We start from the raw sequence: 12,569 nt of genomic DNA on the forward strand, positions 1-12,569 counted from the left end.
GATGTTTAATGGATTAATAAGAGAAATAGGCAAAGTTACAAGTTTTAACGGCGATATATTAGATGTAAAATCAAATTTAAAACCAAATTTGGGAGATAGTATATCTATAAACGGGGCTTGCCTTAGTGTTGTGAAAGTATCTAATGACGGATTTAGTGTAGAAATAAGCTCACAAAGTAAAAAAATGTTAGCCTTGCAAAATTACAAAGACAAAGTTCATTTAGAACCGGCAATGAAGCTTGGAGATAGTATTGACGGACATTTATTACAAGGTCATATAGATGGCATTGGAGAAATTTATGCTATCAATAAAAACTCAAATGGAACAGATTTTTTTATAAAACTTCCACAAGAACTTATGAAATTTACCTCTTCACAAGGAAGTATAGCCATAGACGGAGTTAGCCTTACCATAGCTCAAACTATGCAAGATTCAATAAGAATATGCGTAATACCAATAACTATGAGAGACACTCTCTTTGGCACTTTTAGTATCGGTAGAAAAGTAAATATAGAAACTGATATGTTTGCAAGATATATTTATAAAATAATATCTAATAAAAATACCGCTACTTGGGATGATATAGATAAAATAATGAGTATTTATTAATGAGTGTATTTTACGGCTTTAGCGATACTAAAGGCGGTGTATCAAATAGAAATTATAGTAGTTTAAATTTAGGACTACATGTAAATGATGATGAAAATTTAGTTATACAAAATAGAAAAATTTTTGCAAATAAATTAGGTTTTAAAAGTGAAAATTTGGTATTTATGGATCAAATTCATTCAGATAATATTTGCATCATAGATAAAATCCCCTACCCAACTCCAACTTGCGATGCAATAATCACAAATTTAAAAAATGTAGTTTTATGTGTTATGGTAGCAGATTGTATGCCGGTGCTACTATTTGATAAATCAAAACAAATTATATCAGCCGTGCATTTAGGAAGAGCTGGAATTTGTGCAAATTTACTAACAAAAGTAATTCAAAAAATGATAGCTAAATTTGAATGCAAAATAGATGATTTAAAACTAATAGTTGGTCCGCACATTCAAGGAAAATGTTATGAGATAGGAAATTTAAATCTTGAAAAATTTAATAAATTTAAAAAAGATGGAAATTTTTATATGAACAAAGCACTGCTTAGTGAGATAAACGAAATCGGACTAAAAGATTACACGATAAGTGAGATTTGCACACATTGCGATAAAAACTATTTTTCATATAGAAGAGATAAAATAACAGGAAGATTTTGTGGATATATTTATATAAAATAACCCCGTAAAAACGGGGAAAATTATTTGTCTTTTAAACCTAATTCTTCAATAAGTTTAATATAAGCATTATAATCTTTGCCTTTAAAATATTTCATAAGACGCTTTCTTTGTCCTACCATTTTTAAAAGACCAAGGCGAGAACTGAAATCTTTTTTATAAATTTTCAAATGCTCAGTTAAATCGCTTATCCTTTTTGTAAGAAGTGCGATTTGAACTTCTGGTGAACCTGTATCACCACTTTTTCTAGCAAATTTTGCAACTATTTCTGCTTTTGTAGCCGAATCCAAAGCCATTTTAGACCTCCTGATTGGTAAAATTAAACTTTGATTATACCTAAAGAACTTAAAATTATGCTGAATTATGTAAAATACAGAGCCGTTTAATATAAATTATAGTAAAAACAAGCTAAAATACTTCCTTGAAGATTTCAAAGGAGTATCATGCTTTTTACAAAGGCTAGCGAATATGCACTTTTATCTTTGATTTTACTTGCAAAATCAAATAATCCAAAAGATGTAGAAAATATATCAAAAGAATTAAATATATCAAAAAGTTTTTTAGCAAAAATTTTACAAAATCTTGCAAAAAATGGTGTTTTAAAATCTACTCGTGGAATAAATGGCGGTTTTTTGTTAGCTAAAGATCCAAAACAAATAACGATAGCAAGTATTATAGAGTATGCGGAAAAACGCCCTACAAATGTTTTTGAATGTTCTGGAGATATAGAAAATTGTCATAATCAAAATGGTGATATTTGCACTATTTGGCCTATTTTTAGCAAACTTCAAAACATTGTAGATGATTTTTTAAAAAAAATAACATTAAAAGATATTATGCAAAAGTAGATAAATTTGGCTAAATCAAAAAATAATATAATAACTCTAATAGCTCCTTTTTTAGAGCCGATTGTAAAGATGAAAAGCCTTTCTATAGTTGCTTTAATCATATCGATTATAGCAATCATCATAGTTCCGCTTCCAAGCATGGTGCTTGATTTTTTCTTAGCACTTTCCATATCTTTATCAGTTTTGATTATACTTATTTCGATTTATATACCAAAACCAACTGATCTTACTACATTTCCAACACTAATTTTACTTATCACTCTTTTTAGACTTTCTTTAAATATCGCTACAACTAGAATGATATTAAGCAAGGGTCATCATGGTCCAGATGCCGTAAGTGAGATTATCTCAAGTTTTGGGCAATTTGTAGTTGGTGGAAATTATGTAATTGGTATCATAGTTTTTACGATACTTGTGCTTATAAATTTTATGGTTGTAACAAAAGGATCAACTAGAGTTAGTGAAGTTCAAGCAAGATTTACACTTGATGCAATGCCAGGAAAACAGATGGCAATAGATGCAGATCTAAATGCCGGTTTGATCGACGAACAAACAGCTAGAAAAAGAAGGCAAGAAATTATTGGAGAAGCAAACTTTTATGGAGCAATGGATGGTTCTAGTAAATTTATAAAAGGCGATGCAGTTGCTGGTATTATCATCACTATAGTAAATATAGTTGGTGGTTTTTTGATAGGAACTTTTCAACATGACTTAACTATGGCTGATGCTGCATCAACATATACTATACTAACGATAGGAGATGGGCTAGTAAGTCAAATTCCTGGTCTTATCACTTCAACAGCTACTGCTATTATTATAACAAGAGCTAGCAAAGATGATGATAACTTTGCAGAAGGTGTTTTAAAACAACTTCTTGGCGAGTATAGAACTATGTTTATAGTTGGCTTTATACTAGTCATTTTTGCACTAGTCCCAGGACTTCCAACATTTTCTTTGGGCTTCATTGGGTGTATTTTCCTTGGAATGGGATATTTGATGAGAAGATCAAAAGGCGAAGCTCCACTTTTGCTAACACCTAAGAAAAAAGAAGAAATGAAGCAAAAAGCACAACAACAAGACGCAGCAGCTACAAAACCGCCTAAAAAAAGCGAAGAAGAGATAGCAAAAGAGGAAGAAAAACGCATAAACGATATACTAAAATTAGAAATTTTAGAACTTGATTTGGGGTATGGACTACTTAAATTAGCAGATAGCGATCTTATAGAAAGAATTAGATCTATGAGAAGAAATATAGCAAATGATCTTGGATTTTTGATGCCAAAAATACGTATCAGAGATAATTTGCAACTTCCGCCAAATGTTTATAATTTTAAATTAAAAGGTATAGTTATAGGAAGTAGCGAAGTTTATCCTGATAAATTTATGGCAATGAGTGATGGGATGGTAAGCGAGGAGATAGAAGGGATTCCTACAAAAGAACCAGCTTTTGGATATGACGCACTTTGGATAGATGCTAGTGCTAAAGAAGATGCAATGGTAAAAGGCTATATACCAATAGAACCAGCAGCAGTTATATCAACACATATGAGCGAACTTGTAAGACAAAACGCATCTGAGCTTTTAACAAGGCAAGAAACTCAAAATATCCTAGATAAATTAAAAGAAGATTATCCAGTTCTTGTAGATGATACGCTAAGGGTTGCAAGTGTCGGACTGATACAAAAAATCCTAAAATCTCTTTTAAAAGATAATATTCCTATAAAAGATATGTTAAGCATACTTGAAGCTATCGGAGATATGGCAGAATACACTAAAAACCTTGATATGCTAATAGAATATGTTAGAAAATCTCTTTCAAGAGTTATAACATCAATGTATAGCGATGAAAACGGACAGCTAAATTTCTACATACTAAACTCTGCAGATCAACAAAAACTTATAGATGCTCTTCAGTTAAAAGATGGAAGCTATAATCTAATGTTAAATGTAGCACAAACTAGTGCCGTAGTAACAGCCCTTAGAGATCAAAGAGATAAAAAACCTATAACGCAAAACAATATGGTGCTTTGTGTAGAATCTTCTATAAGAAAATTTATCTCAGATATCTGCTCTCAGTTTGGCATAGATATAGTTGTGCTTAGCTTTGCCGAAATTTCGCCAAATACACCTTTTGAAACTCTTGGCGTGATAAATATAGAAAACTTATAAGGATGATAATGAAATTTTTTCACCTCTCACATACAGATTTAGATGGATACTCAGCACAAATTGTAACAAAAGCTTACTTTAATGATATTACATTTTTTAACTCAAATTATGGAAAAGAAATAGATGAAAAATTTAATCAAATAGTAAATTTGCTTGATGATGAAAAATCTATAATTTTAATCACTGATTTAAATTTAACGCTTAAACAATGCGAAGATTTTGAAAATTTAATAAAAGATAAAAATGCAAAGCTTTTTTTACTAGATCACCATCAAAGCGGTTTAGAATGCTCACAGAAATTTAAGTGGTATTATCTTGACAACTCCAGATGTGCAACGCTTATAACATATGATTTTTTTGCATCTATGTATGGACAAAAAGAAAACTTACACGAGTATTGTAAAATGGTAAATGCAGTTGATATATGGTTAAAAGATGATAAATATTTTGAGTTTGGAAAAGTATGTTTAAACCTTGTAGCAAATTCAAAAGAGATAAATAAAGTTATGTTTCAAGACAAATCAAATGAATATATATTTTTCTTACTACAAAAGGCAAATGAATATATGTGGTCACAAAATGCACATATAAATTTAGATGATGATACACACAAAATAAAAAAAGAGTATTTTTTTGACAAAACAAACGATACTCTTAGCAATATGATTTCAAATTTCATAGTAAAAAATCTCTCAAACCAAAAGGATAAATTTAGTATAAATTACAGAGAATTTAAAGGCATATTAACGCATAATATCGGAAATACTTCTGTGATAGGAAATGACTTTTTAGTAGCAAATCCTGAATTTGATTTTTTTATGGATGTAAGCTCTAAAAAAACAATAAGTCTAAGAGCAAATAACAAAATAGATGTAAGTGCAATGGCGGCTGAACTTTTTAACGGAGGTGGTCATAAAAATGCAAGCGGTGGTTTATTTGCAGCTTTTAAAGATAGTTTTGATTATGAAAATATAAAAAATCAAATAAAAGATCACATTTTTAAAAAAACTACTCAAAATAAGGAAGAAAAATGAAAAATCAAGATACGGAAATTTCGCAAGATGAACTAATGTATGAAATTAGTGTTTTACTAGAAGGGCTTTTGTATTATGCTGGAGTAAAAAAAGATAATCTTCAAGAAGCAGTTAAAATTTATGTTGAAAATATCGATGATATTTTAAAAGACAGCAAAGCCGAGGGCGTTGATGAGATTATAGAAGTTATAGAATATATAAAAAAAGAAAATCCAAAACTATTTTTATAAATTTAATAATATTTTTATTATTAAAGCTAAATTTAAATTACTTTTATATAAAATACATTTTCTAATTTACTAAGTGGGTTCATAGCTCAGTTGGTTAGAGCGTATAACTTGTCACTAAAGATAGTCTTAGATTCAAGTATTTATTTATGAAAAAATTTTTTTTAAGTCCGTTTTTTGCTCCAATTTTTATGATTATTTTTTTGATATCTATGTTTATATTAAGCATTTTATCATCAGATATATTATTTTTTTATGATGAGGGCGGTGGCCTTGATTATATAACATATGTTTGTTATGTGATTGCGTTTTTTGCTATTTTTTATTATAAAAAAGATTTTAACGATCATTTAATTGATTTTTATTGTTATGTATTTTTATTGACCTGTGCTCTTTTAAGAGAGATGGGTATACAACACTACTTAACTTCTACTGATACAACGGCATTTAAAATAAGATTTTTTACAAATCCAAACAATCCTATAATTGAAAAAATTTTATCATTTTGTTTAATCATTATATTACTATCAGTTATAATATACCTCTTAAAAAAATATTTGGTAAAAATAATAAAAGGCTTTTTTAAATTTGATACTTTATATTGGACCATAGCTATGTTTGGTGGAATTGGCATTATATCAAAAATTGCAGATCGTTTTCCTAGTAATTACCACAAATCTACAGGTTATTATTTAGAAGAAAATACTAGAATTTTGTTATCGCTGATAGAAGAAGGTGGAGAGGCACTACTTCCGCTTTTACTTGTTATAGGATTAATTCAATATCACAAACTAAAACAACATTTATGATAATTTTAGCTATTTTAAAGCTAAAATTATGTAGGATTATATCCTTATTTTGATTGGGTTCATAGCTCAGTTGGTTAGAGCATCCGGCTCATAACCGGATGGTCGTAGGTTCGAGTCCTACTGAACCCACCACTTTATTTTTTTCTTAGCTACTTGTCTATCTTTTAAAGATTAATTATGGTTTGGGATAGCATTTGAATATTTTTTAAGTTATCTTGTATAAATAGAGTAGCTAAAATTAAAATAATAATATTTTCAAGTAAAATTCCTAAAAAGATAAAATCCAAGCTTTTTTATCTTTACAATACTCTTTACCGATAATATAACCCAGTCTATAACTATTTTGGGATTATCGTCTCTGTTTGTTAAATTCCATAAACACATCTTGCATTTTGAGTATATGTTGTTTTTTTAGATAAAAAGCCTTTGGAGGTTATTTTGGTATCTAGATAGTTATGGTTTGCTGGTAAATATAAATTTGCTAGTAATGGGTTTATACTTAATGATAAAATAAGTATAAATTTAAATATGTTTGAGATATTTTGTCTTAGAAATTTATACTTCAAATTTTATCCATTTTTTAAAATATTTTTTATTACTTGCAATTTCATTAGATAAATTCTTAGCCCATATTTCATCAAATAATTCATATTGAATATTTAAAAATTTTATCATTATTAAAAAACTTTCTTTTAAGGTAAGTTTTGTAGAATTTGAAATTTTACTAGCACTTATAATCCATTGATTATATAAATCTTCATCACCAGCGTTTTCACCAATCCAAATTTCTGGCGACATTCCACCTAAAAATCCACCCAAATCATCATCTAAATTCTGAAAATACAAATCACTTAAAAATTTATATGAGTAAATATATGCTTCATTTATAGTTAAATATTTTTTCATATTTATTTCCAATTCGGTCTTATTGGCGATGATAGACCAGTTTCTGAATTAAAATTTTTTGGTGTTTTATTTATTCCGCCGTTGATAATTTGTCCATTTCTAGTTTGCGTCCAAACCTGCTCTCCGTTATCTAAAAGTTTTGCACTCCATGTATTGCCAAATTTATCTTTACCTAAAACTAATTTTGTATCATTTGCAACATTTATCAAAAGTTCTCTATTTTGTGGTGTGTCTATAATATGCCCTTCTCGTGTTCCAAATATTTTTTTAGCTTTGTTGTCTGTTATAATATTTACTTCAATATTTTTGTTAAATTTACCAGTTTTCCCCATAGGTATAAACATAAAACTCATATCACTTAAACCTTGTGGAGTGTTTGGATTGTAGCTGTGATTATAAAATTGTTCATCTGTTACACTAAAGAAATTAGTTGGTGTAAAGTTTTCTTTGTAATGGTCTATGAATTTTAATCCTTGTGACTTTTGATATATAAAGTTTATTCCTGTGTTTAGTTCATCTTTGCTAAAGTCTGTTTTACCAAAGAAATTTAATATATTAAATGTACCATTTTCTTTTGCATCTACAATATATCTACCAGATAGAAATAGTAAGCTTTTAGCTTCGCTGTCTGTTAATGTTTTTCCAGTTTGTGTTTCATAATATGATTTAAACTCTTTACTATGCTTGTTTAAAAATTCTTCTTCATCTTTATGAAGTTGTCTATTATAAACTTCAGATGAAGTAGCTAAGTTATATCCTTTATTGGCTCCTTTATCTTCATCTATTATAGCTTCAGTTAGTAGTAAATTTGATGATAATAACAATGTAGCTAGAAAGATTAAATTTAAAAATTTAAGCATCACTATTTATTCCGTTATAAATTTTTCATACTCTTTAGGAACAACTGGATTTTCTGAAAATAGTAGTGGCATATATTTATAGATATCTACCATTACAATTTCTTGATAAACATTGTCTAAACGCCAATCTATCGTATCATAGTGTATAGTTGTGTCTTTTACATTTTCTATAACTAAATCCCAATTTTTGATGCCAAAATTTATTATTTCGTTTAATTCATCTAATGAATATTTCCACTCATTATGGAAAAAATTAAAAACCACAGATATAATTCCATCTCCTTCTATTGAAGACGCTAACAATTCTATTAAATGTTCTTTTTTCATAATTTTCCTTTATTTAAGTGGTATGCGTACTTTTTTACTTCCAATTGTTGTTTTAAATATGGAGCTCCATGTATTGGTCTTTAAAATTTTTATATCCTTTATTAAACTCAAAAAAGCCACCTTTTTATAGTTATCTTTTTAAATTTACTTAGCTATGATTTATTAATAAATTTGTCCTGTATCTTTATCTACCCAGCGAATATGTGGGCAATTTCCGTACCAAAATTTACCCCATTCAGATTTACCCCACTCATCGTTTTCATCATCCGCTCCATTTAGATATTTTAAATCTGAAGGAAACTCACTTCTTATATACTCTATCATTTTATCAGATGATACATCCCAAAACTGATCTCCTTGTAGTTCTTTTTCAGGTTCATCTTTTATAGGAGAATGAGCTAAAATAAGTCCATCATCTATCATTCTTTTAAATAGAGCTAGAAATATCTCAGCTTCTTCTTCATAAGTTATTTTTCTTCCTAGGTCTTTAGCGAATAATTCTTTTCCCCAACCATATAAAGAACTTACCCAATTTGAAAAAGCCCAATCATATATTTCTTCTATTTGTTCATCACTAAACATTTTACTATTAATGAGTAATTTATTTGAATTTGAGTTCTGTTCCATCTTTAATTCCTTTCGCATCTTTGATTTCTCACTCAAAATAATTCCAGCCTTTTTTAAACACTCTATTGTTGTTACTTAAGCCACCAACCATAATCCAAGTAAATTTTTGGTATTTTATCATTATGGATATCAACTCCAAGCCTATCCATTAAATTAAACCATTTATTTCTCTTAGATGGTGGGAGTTTTGCACCACAAAAAGGGCAAAATTTTATTAAAATTTCGCTTTCTCCACCATCATGAATAATAATGCCATACTCGTCAAATTTTGGCGAATATGAAAATAATGCATCTGGACATTCATATTTATTTTTATGAATATCACAATTAAATTTTAAAGCTTGTCTCATTTTATGGCAACAATGTTTTATTTTAGACATTAGTTTTTCTTCCTTTCACAGCTGGTTTTTCTTTTTTTGTTTTATGATTAATTGAGCCTTGATGTATTCCGCGTTTATTATAAATTTCTATATCTCCATGCTGATAGTCCCATTCGTAAATATTTCCATTTTTCTCATCAATCCATCTTTTTCTTTGACTTTTACTACCAACATTTTTTGCATTTGGGAATATATCGTTTATATCTTTTGGCGGCGTTTCATAATGATAAATTCCAGCTTTTAGTTTTTTACTTCCATCGCCTTCAGTTGTAATAGGTCCTACATTTACAACACCTCTATACCCTATCAAATCACTATTATTAAATTCAACGATTTTTTCATTTTTATCTACCGTAATTTTTTGTTTATATTAAATATACTCCACATTTTTTGGCTATTTTGCTGTATTTTTCTATTATAAATTTATTTTTAAAAAATATTGGAAAAAGTTGGTCATAATTGCTTATTAAACAAATTTCATTTTTTGGAAAAATAAAAAAATGACTAATCCACTGCTCTTTTAATATAAAAGTTATAAAAAGTTTAAGTAATTCAACATCTTTTATCATAAAATACTCACTTTTTATATTATGAAAATTTATATATTGGTGAAGTAAAATATACTGAAATTTTATATCTATACCACTATTTAGATATGATAAAAAAGTATCATAATTCATGTTGAAAAAATCAGTTTTTATAATACACTTCTTATCATTATCCAAAAAAACTTCCTCAATAAAATTTATAAATTTACACTCTTGTAAGCTCATATAGTATCTATCAGATAAGAGCTTAATTCTTTCATCATCTTTGCTTAAAATCATCTCAAAATTACTAAGCAAAGTCTGATTATAATTTAGTCTCATACTTTCAAGTGCTTCATCAATATCATCCATAAGTAACTCCGGAAAATGATTTTCGATCAAACTGCTATCTTCTAATATTTTTAATAAAGGTAAATTTTTCATTATTAATCCCTTAAACGTTTCCCATTCTTATCATAACTACCTTTAATTTTCAATTATCCCAAACATTAAATTTAATTTGTAATAAATTTCTCATACTCCTTTGGAATAACTGGATTTGATGAAAATAGCAATGGCATATATTTATAAATATCTATCATAACTATTTCTTGATATATATTATCTAATCGCCAATCTACTCTGTCATAATGTATGTTAATATCATTAACATTTTCTATCAACAAATCTCCGTTTTCTATTCCAAAATTTATAATTTCGTTTAATTCATCTAATGAATATTTCCATTCATTATGAAATAAATTATAAATTCTACTTATTATCGCATCTTCTTCAATTGTTGATGATAAAAATTCTATTAAATGGTCTTTTTTCATAATTTTTCTTTGTTTAAATTTAAATATAAATTCTCTTTTATTTTATGAAATTTTAAATCTTTTATATCTAAAAACTCTATACAATATTCCTTAAAATCATTTAAAATAAATAAAAAATAAAATATTTTATTTTCATAGATAACTTCACTTGTGATTATCTCTTTTTTAGTTATATTTTTATGCAAACTAAAATCTTTAGAAACTATAAAATTTACATTTAATTCATAATATCCGTTTTGTAAGTCGCCTATATAAAATTTTACAAATAAGCTCTTATTTTTATTATTAATCTTAACAATTTTTGCGTCATTAAAATTAATATCGCAAAAATGCCTAATTATAATATTTGTACTATTTTTAATACTATGTATATAATTATCATACTCTTTTTGTCTTTTGTCATATTCTATATCTAAAATATCGCCCTTAATCCATTCTAAATTAAAAAATTTCATTTTCTTCATTTTGGCAAACTTTAATTTGTTAGGTGAATTTATATTTTACTATCTGTATTTTGTATCAAAATTCCAAATTTAGCTTTTTTAGAAAAGAATTTACTTCCGGCAACGCTTTTTCCTATACAAATATTATCGTTTCTCGTCTCTTTGGCTTGTGCTTTTATTAAGTCAGCTAAAAACATTAAAGTTTTTGAATCTCCTTTTATAAAAAATATATCATCTTCTATCCAAGTGTTTATGGATATATTTTCTTTTGAATATTTTTCACAAATTTTATCTGTTTTCATTTATTGTAATTCCTTTTAGTTTTTAATTATCTAAAAAATTAAATTTAATTTGTAATAAATTTCTCATACTCCTTTGGAATAACTGGATTTGATGAAAATAGTAATGGCATATATTTATAAATATCTATCATAACTATTTCTTGATATGTATTATCTAATCGCCAATCTACTCTATCATAATGTATGTTAATATCATTAACATTTTCTATAAATAAATCTCCATTTGCTATTCCAAAATTTATAATTTCGTTTAATTCATCTAATGAATATTTCCATTCATTATGGAAAAAATTATAAATTCTACTTATTATCGCATCTTCTTCAATTGTTGATGATAAAAATTCTATTAAATGGTCTTTTTTCATTTTTGCTCATTTTAATGAACTATGCATAATTTTATCTCCAATTGTTGTTTTAAATATGGAGCTCCATGTATTGGTCTTTAAAATTTTTATATCCTTTATTAAACTCAAAAAAGCCACCTTTTTATAATTATCTTTTTAAATTTACTTAGCTATTATTTATTAATAAATTTGTCCTGTATCTTTATCTACCCAGCCCCAGCGAATATGTGGGCAATTTCCGTACCAAAATTTACCCCATTCAGATTTACCCCACTCATCGTTTTCATCATCCGCTCCATTTAGATATTTTAAATCTGAAGGAAACTCACTTCTTATATACTCTATCATTTTATCAGATGATACATCCCAAAACTGATCTCCTTGTAGTTCTTTTTCAGGCTCATCTTTCATAGGAGAATGAGCTAAAATAAGTCCATCATCTATCATTCTTTTAAATAGAGCTAGAAATATCTCAGCTTCTTCTTCATAAGTTATTTTTCTTCCTAGGTCTTTGGCAAATAATTCATCTCCTAAGCCATACAATGCATCTACCCAATATCCAAAATAATATTCCAAAACATATTCTATATGTTCTTTTGTAAACATATTAGAATTTATTAATAACTCTTTCACAACTATTCCTTTCAAA

Annotated in this window: 21 protein-coding genes and 1 tRNA gene; 8 read left to right on the plus strand and 14 right to left on the minus strand. The window is 27.4% G+C overall.

The window, feature by feature from the left end:
* The first annotated feature begins 1 nt into the window (after position 1).
* Positions 2-610 carry a riboflavin synthase gene (gene ribE, locus CSPT_RS04825; protein WP_089182565.1) on the plus strand — a complete coding sequence of 203 codons (609 nt, stop codon included), beginning with the start codon at positions 2-4 and terminating at the stop codon, positions 608-610.
* The gene (pgeF, locus tag CSPT_RS04830; protein WP_089182566.1) at positions 610-1,284 is read left to right on the plus strand and encodes a peptidoglycan editing factor PgeF; all 675 of its coding nucleotides are present in this window, start codon (positions 610-612) and stop codon (positions 1,282-1,284) included. The genes ribE and pgeF overlap by 1 nt, the downstream gene beginning before the upstream one ends.
* A gap of 20 nt (positions 1,285-1,304) precedes the next feature.
* On the opposite strand, the gene rpsO is transcribed toward pgeF, so the two are convergent.
* Complete coding sequence (gene rpsO / locus CSPT_RS04835; RefSeq protein WP_089182567.1) at positions 1,305-1,577, minus strand: 30S ribosomal protein S15; 273 nt, start codon at positions 1,575-1,577, stop codon at positions 1,305-1,307.
* Between the two features lie 147 nt (positions 1,578-1,724).
* On the opposite strand from rpsO, the gene CSPT_RS04840 reads away from it, so the two are divergent.
* From CSPT_RS04840 to CSPT_RS04865, 6 genes are all read left to right on the plus strand, one after another.
* Complete coding sequence (locus CSPT_RS04840; RefSeq protein ID WP_089182568.1) at positions 1,725-2,129, plus strand: Rrf2 family transcriptional regulator; 405 nt, start codon at positions 1,725-1,727, stop codon at positions 2,127-2,129.
* Positions 2,130-2,198: 69 nt separating this feature from the next.
* A complete protein-coding gene (gene flhA, locus CSPT_RS04845) occupies positions 2,199-4,298 on the plus strand; it encodes a flagellar biosynthesis protein FlhA (RefSeq protein WP_235610098.1) in 2,100 nt (699 codons plus the stop codon).
* 8 nt (positions 4,299-4,306) lie between these two features.
* Entirely contained in the window at positions 4,307-5,332 is a 1,026-nt protein-coding gene (locus tag CSPT_RS04850) for a DHH family phosphoesterase (RefSeq protein ID WP_089182570.1), read from the plus strand.
* Positions 5,329-5,562, plus strand: a complete 234-nt coding sequence (locus CSPT_RS04855) for a hypothetical protein (protein WP_033916649.1) — start codon at positions 5,329-5,331, stop codon at positions 5,560-5,562. Before CSPT_RS04850 ends, CSPT_RS04855 begins: the two co-directional genes overlap by 4 nt.
* Positions 5,563-5,708: 146 nt before the next feature.
* On the plus strand, positions 5,709-6,368 hold the full coding sequence (locus tag CSPT_RS04860; protein WP_089182571.1) for a hypothetical protein: 660 nt from the start codon (positions 5,709-5,711) through the stop codon (positions 6,366-6,368).
* A gap of 55 nt (positions 6,369-6,423) precedes the next feature.
* Positions 6,424-6,500: transfer RNA gene (locus CSPT_RS04865), tRNA-Ile, on the plus strand.
* A gap of 233 nt (positions 6,501-6,733) precedes the next feature.
* On the opposite strand, the gene CSPT_RS04870 is transcribed toward CSPT_RS04865, so the two are convergent.
* From CSPT_RS04870 to CSPT_RS04930, 13 genes are all read right to left on the minus strand, one after another.
* Positions 6,734-6,934: a hypothetical protein gene (locus CSPT_RS04870; protein WP_089182572.1), complete on the minus strand. Its 201-nt coding sequence runs from the start codon at positions 6,932-6,934 to the stop codon at positions 6,734-6,736.
* Positions 6,924-7,274: a hypothetical protein gene (locus tag CSPT_RS04875; protein ID WP_089182573.1), complete on the minus strand. Its 351-nt coding sequence runs from the start codon at positions 7,272-7,274 to the stop codon at positions 6,924-6,926. The genes CSPT_RS04870 and CSPT_RS04875 overlap by 11 nt, the downstream gene beginning before the upstream one ends.
* A gap of 2 nt (positions 7,275-7,276) precedes the next feature.
* Positions 7,277-8,134 (minus strand): hypothetical protein, encoded by an 858-nt coding sequence (locus tag CSPT_RS04880; protein WP_089182574.1) that lies wholly within the window; start codon positions 8,132-8,134, stop codon positions 7,277-7,279.
* A gap of 6 nt (positions 8,135-8,140) precedes the next feature.
* On the minus strand, positions 8,141-8,461 hold the full coding sequence (locus CSPT_RS04885) for a hypothetical protein (protein ID WP_089182575.1): 321 nt from the start codon (positions 8,459-8,461) through the stop codon (positions 8,141-8,143).
* Positions 8,462-8,623: 162 nt separating this feature from the next.
* Positions 8,624-9,088 carry a hypothetical protein gene (locus CSPT_RS04890; RefSeq protein ID WP_089182576.1) on the minus strand — a complete coding sequence of 155 codons (465 nt, stop codon included), beginning with the start codon at positions 9,086-9,088 and terminating at the stop codon, positions 8,624-8,626.
* Between the two features lie 71 nt (positions 9,089-9,159).
* The gene (locus tag CSPT_RS04895) at positions 9,160-9,468 is read right to left on the minus strand and encodes a DUF6980 family protein (RefSeq protein ID WP_089182577.1); all 309 of its coding nucleotides are present in this window, start codon (positions 9,466-9,468) and stop codon (positions 9,160-9,162) included.
* Positions 9,461-9,778 (minus strand): colicin E3/pyocin S6 family cytotoxin, encoded by a 318-nt coding sequence (locus CSPT_RS04900; protein ID WP_235610044.1) that lies wholly within the window; start codon positions 9,776-9,778, stop codon positions 9,461-9,463. Before CSPT_RS04900 ends, CSPT_RS04895 begins: the two co-directional genes overlap by 8 nt.
* Positions 9,779-9,833: 55 nt before the next feature.
* The gene (locus CSPT_RS04905) at positions 9,834-10,439 is read right to left on the minus strand and encodes a hypothetical protein (protein WP_089182579.1); all 606 of its coding nucleotides are present in this window, start codon (positions 10,437-10,439) and stop codon (positions 9,834-9,836) included.
* Between the two features lie 71 nt (positions 10,440-10,510).
* Positions 10,511-10,831: a hypothetical protein gene (locus CSPT_RS04910; RefSeq protein WP_089182580.1), complete on the minus strand. Its 321-nt coding sequence runs from the start codon at positions 10,829-10,831 to the stop codon at positions 10,511-10,513.
* Positions 10,828-11,286 carry a hypothetical protein gene (locus tag CSPT_RS04915; RefSeq protein WP_089182581.1) on the minus strand — a complete coding sequence of 153 codons (459 nt, stop codon included), beginning with the start codon at positions 11,284-11,286 and terminating at the stop codon, positions 10,828-10,830. The genes CSPT_RS04910 and CSPT_RS04915 overlap by 4 nt, the downstream gene beginning before the upstream one ends.
* Positions 11,287-11,324: 38 nt before the next feature.
* Positions 11,325-11,576 carry a hypothetical protein gene (locus CSPT_RS04920; protein ID WP_089182582.1) on the minus strand — a complete coding sequence of 84 codons (252 nt, stop codon included), beginning with the start codon at positions 11,574-11,576 and terminating at the stop codon, positions 11,325-11,327.
* A 44-nt stretch (positions 11,577-11,620) separates the two neighbouring features.
* Positions 11,621-11,941, minus strand: a complete 321-nt coding sequence (locus CSPT_RS04925) for a hypothetical protein (RefSeq protein WP_089182583.1) — start codon at positions 11,939-11,941, stop codon at positions 11,621-11,623.
* A 159-nt stretch (positions 11,942-12,100) separates the two neighbouring features.
* Positions 12,101-12,553, minus strand: a complete 453-nt coding sequence (locus CSPT_RS04930) for a hypothetical protein (protein ID WP_089182584.1) — start codon at positions 12,551-12,553, stop codon at positions 12,101-12,103.
* Between the last annotated feature and the right edge of the window lie 16 nt (positions 12,554-12,569).

It is taken from the genome of Campylobacter sputorum subsp. sputorum (assembly GCF_008245005.1).
Lineage (GTDB): Bacteria > Campylobacterota > Campylobacteria > Campylobacterales > Campylobacteraceae > Campylobacter_F > Campylobacter_F sputorum.

Excerpts from the sequence above, each read along its gene's own strand:
- ribE (WP_089182565.1), top strand. The coding sequence starts at position 2 with ATGTTTAATGGATTAATAAGAGAAATAGGCAAAGTTACAAGTTTTAAC.
- CSPT_RS04910 (WP_089182580.1), bottom strand. The coding sequence starts at position 10,831 with ATGAAAAAAGACCATTTAATAGAATTTTTATCATCAACAATTGAAGAA.
- flhA (WP_235610098.1), top strand. The coding sequence starts at position 2,199 with ATGAAAAGCCTTTCTATAGTTGCTTTAATCATATCGATTATAGCAATC.
- CSPT_RS04855 (WP_033916649.1), top strand. The coding sequence starts at position 5,329 with ATGAAAAATCAAGATACGGAAATTTCGCAAGATGAACTAATGTATGAA.
- CSPT_RS04905 (WP_089182579.1), bottom strand. The coding sequence starts at position 10,439 with ATGAAAAATTTACCTTTATTAAAAATATTAGAAGATAGCAGTTTGATC.
- CSPT_RS04850 (WP_089182570.1), top strand. The coding sequence starts at position 4,307 with ATGAAATTTTTTCACCTCTCACATACAGATTTAGATGGATACTCAGCA.
- rpsO (WP_089182567.1), bottom strand. The coding sequence starts at position 1,577 with ATGGCTTTGGATTCGGCTACAAAAGCAGAAATAGTTGCAAAATTTGCT.
- pgeF (WP_089182566.1), top strand. The coding sequence starts at position 610 with ATGAGTGTATTTTACGGCTTTAGCGATACTAAAGGCGGTGTATCAAAT.
- CSPT_RS04880 (WP_089182574.1), bottom strand. The coding sequence starts at position 8,134 with ATGCTTAAATTTTTAAATTTAATCTTTCTAGCTACATTGTTATTATCA.
- CSPT_RS04925 (WP_089182583.1), bottom strand. The coding sequence starts at position 11,941 with ATGAAAAAAGACCATTTAATAGAATTTTTATCATCAACAATTGAAGAA.
- CSPT_RS04885 (WP_089182575.1), bottom strand. The coding sequence starts at position 8,461 with ATGAAAAAAGAACATTTAATAGAATTGTTAGCGTCTTCAATAGAAGGA.
- CSPT_RS04915 (WP_089182581.1), bottom strand. The coding sequence starts at position 11,286 with ATGAAATTTTTTAATTTAGAATGGATTAAGGGCGATATTTTAGATATA.
- CSPT_RS04840 (WP_089182568.1), top strand. The coding sequence starts at position 1,725 with ATGCTTTTTACAAAGGCTAGCGAATATGCACTTTTATCTTTGATTTTA.
- CSPT_RS04860 (WP_089182571.1), top strand. The coding sequence starts at position 5,709 with ATGAAAAAATTTTTTTTAAGTCCGTTTTTTGCTCCAATTTTTATGATT.
- CSPT_RS04890 (WP_089182576.1), bottom strand. The coding sequence starts at position 9,088 with ATGGAACAGAACTCAAATTCAAATAAATTACTCATTAATAGTAAAATG.
- CSPT_RS04920 (WP_089182582.1), bottom strand. The coding sequence starts at position 11,576 with ATGAAAACAGATAAAATTTGTGAAAAATATTCAAAAGAAAATATATCC.
- CSPT_RS04875 (WP_089182573.1), bottom strand. The coding sequence starts at position 7,274 with ATGAAAAAATATTTAACTATAAATGAAGCATATATTTACTCATATAAA.
- CSPT_RS04895 (WP_089182577.1), bottom strand. The coding sequence starts at position 9,468 with ATGTCTAAAATAAAACATTGTTGCCATAAAATGAGACAAGCTTTAAAA.